This window comes from Oleiphilus sp. HI0086 (genome assembly GCF_001635225.1).
The window spans coordinates 1-2,039 of record NZ_LWFZ01000972.1 but is presented as its reverse complement, the minus strand read 5'-3'; the positions used below and the strand labels follow the sequence as shown (position 1 = coordinate 2,039).

Below are 2,039 nucleotides of genomic sequence, written 5' to 3'. Positions count from 1 at the left end.
GTTGCAGTCGGCAAACGCAATTTCCGTTACGGCTGGTGCGTCTGCACCCGAAGTTCTCGTGCAGAAAGTTGTCGATCGTTTGGTAGAGTTGGGGGCTAAAGAAGTTGAAGAGGCTGATGGCCGTGAAGAAAATATCGTTTTCAGCATGCCGAAAGCTCTAAGAATACCCGCAGAAAATATTTAGAGTTTATTATTTGCTAGCCAGAATCGAATTGGTTAGCATATAAGTCAAGCGCAAAGGATAAGCGCTTTCTCACAATTAACCAGCGATCAAAGGATATGATGCTGATGTTAAAGACTTCATGTAAGTTAAGTACGTGCTCGCGTGCGCCAAATATAGCTTCTTTAAAGGCTGCTCAGTCAGGTTTTTCTCTGATTGAACTTCTCATCAGCTTGCTTATTTTTAGTGTCGGAATTTTAGGACTCGCCTCAATGCAAATTACCAGCATGAGGATGGCACTCGATGCTCAGCAGTACTTTAGCGCTAGTTTGTTGGCGAGTGCTATTTCAAATCAGCTTCAAGCAAGCGGTTCAACTCAGGGGGCTGAATTTTGGACTCAACAAGTGTCTGAAAGCTTACCTTCAGGTTTGGCGCTAATCGAATCTAGTGCTTCAAACTATCGAGTGACCTTGAGCTGGAATTCCAGTGAAGACCACGCCCGGCAGCAGGGTAATCGGAGATCTCAGCTAGTGTCGAGTGTAAGCCTATGAAGGGGCATCTCAATCAGTTGGAATATCATAAAGGTCTTAGCTTGATAGAGTTGTTGATCGCTTTGGCGCTGAGCTCAATTTTGAGTCTGGCTTTATTTGAAGTATTCAAAATTGCGCGTGATGCTTCAAGCCGGGTTACTGGAGCAAATGAAATGCTGGATAGTGCCCAATTGAGCTTTTCCGTCTTGCAGGACTCTATCAATATGGCTGGATTCTGGGGTGGAGTTGATTCCCGAGAATTAACGCTGATAACGAAGCAACTTAGTGCTTTTCCGGGCAACTGCAACAGTGCTTGGGTGCTCAATATTGAACAAGGCTTGCAAGGCTTTGACGGGCGAGAAAATGCAAATGATATTCCTGCATTACCCAGTGATTGCTTGAGCAAAGATTATGTACCTCATAGCGATGTACTACTTGTTCGTCGCGCATCGGTGAATGACCCGGTTCCTGAAGAAAAGTTAGGTAATAAGTACTATAAAAAACGCTTTATTGTTCGAGGAAGCCCTGAAACAGGGGGGATTGTTTTCCAGGGCAAAGATATGGCTAAAGCGCGGCAACAAGTGCCACCCTCAGCTTTTGTTGTTAATAGCTTGTTGAGTATCGATATGTACTATCTGGAGTATTGCAAAGATGAAGAGCTTTGTGATGTCTCAGGTATCGGCTTAAGTCGTTATACCCTGATCGGCAACCGCTTTATCAAACAGCGCTTGGTTAATGGTGTGGCGCAAATGCAATTTGAATATGGGCTCGATCTAAGTGGTGATGGCAAGGTGGAGCGCTATCTTACTGCCGATAACGTTTTCAGCTGGAATGATGTATTGTCGGTACGTGTTTTCGCTTTATTCAAAAGCAAGCTATCGGCAAGTTCGAATGAGAATCCGGAAAGAGAATTCAAACTGGGTACAGGTTTTGAGTTCGAGCCAGAAGAGCATGAACGGAGGTATAAATTCAAAAAGTTTCAGTCAGAATTTAGTTTGAAGAATACTTAGTTAATAACAGCGGTGATGAGCAAGGAGGCAATATGCACCTAAAATCAAAGACCTATCCAATAAGAGCCATGCAACAATACGGAGCTACATTAGTCTTGTCATTAATGTTGCTGGCGATCCTCACAATACTCTCAACAACGATGATGCAAAGCAGTTACCTAAGCTTTAAATCTCAGTCTTCCAGAGTGGCGTTTCAACAAAGCAGTCATGAACTAAATCAGTTTCAGCTTCAAGCTGCGAAGCAAATAAAAAGCTTTATTGATTCTAGACGAGATAGTCATGTTGAGCTCAAAAAGTCATACTCAGAAGGCTTCAAGTTAATCGATGACTTGCTGAACC

Annotated in this window: 3 protein-coding genes and 2 pseudogenes; all 5 read left to right on the top strand. The window is 43.4% G+C overall.

Annotated features, from left to right (window positions below; translation table 11 throughout):
• Nucleotides 1-184, top strand: a pseudogene (ispH, locus tag A3756_RS27860) (4-hydroxy-3-methylbut-2-enyl diphosphate reductase); the annotation flags it as partial.
• A 95-nt stretch (nucleotides 185-279) separates the two neighbouring features.
• Nucleotides 280-420, top strand: a pseudogene (locus A3756_RS29290) (prepilin-type N-terminal cleavage/methylation domain-containing protein); the annotation flags it as partial.
• Nucleotides 421-432: 12 nt separating this feature from the next.
• Nucleotides 433-711 (top strand): hypothetical protein, encoded by a 279-nt coding sequence (locus A3756_RS17420; protein WP_231872180.1) that lies wholly within the window; start codon nucleotides 433-435, stop codon nucleotides 709-711.
• Nucleotides 708-1,700 carry a PilW family protein gene (locus A3756_RS17415; protein WP_068554084.1) on the top strand — a complete coding sequence of 331 codons (993 nt, stop codon included), beginning with the start codon at nucleotides 708-710 and terminating at the stop codon, nucleotides 1,698-1,700. Before A3756_RS17420 ends, A3756_RS17415 begins: the two co-directional genes overlap by 4 nt.
• Before the next feature lie 32 nt (nucleotides 1,701-1,732).
• A partial coding sequence (locus A3756_RS17410; RefSeq protein WP_156490565.1) for a pilus assembly PilX N-terminal domain-containing protein occupies nucleotides 1,733-2,039 on the top strand: 307 nt, incomplete at its 3' end.

Coding starts and splice junctions, on each gene's coding strand:
- A3756_RS17420 (WP_231872180.1), top strand. CDS start 433: ATGCAAATTACCAGCATGAGGATGGCACTCGATGCTCAGCAGTACTTT.
- A3756_RS17415 (WP_068554084.1), top strand. CDS start 708: ATGAAGGGGCATCTCAATCAGTTGGAATATCATAAAGGTCTTAGCTTG.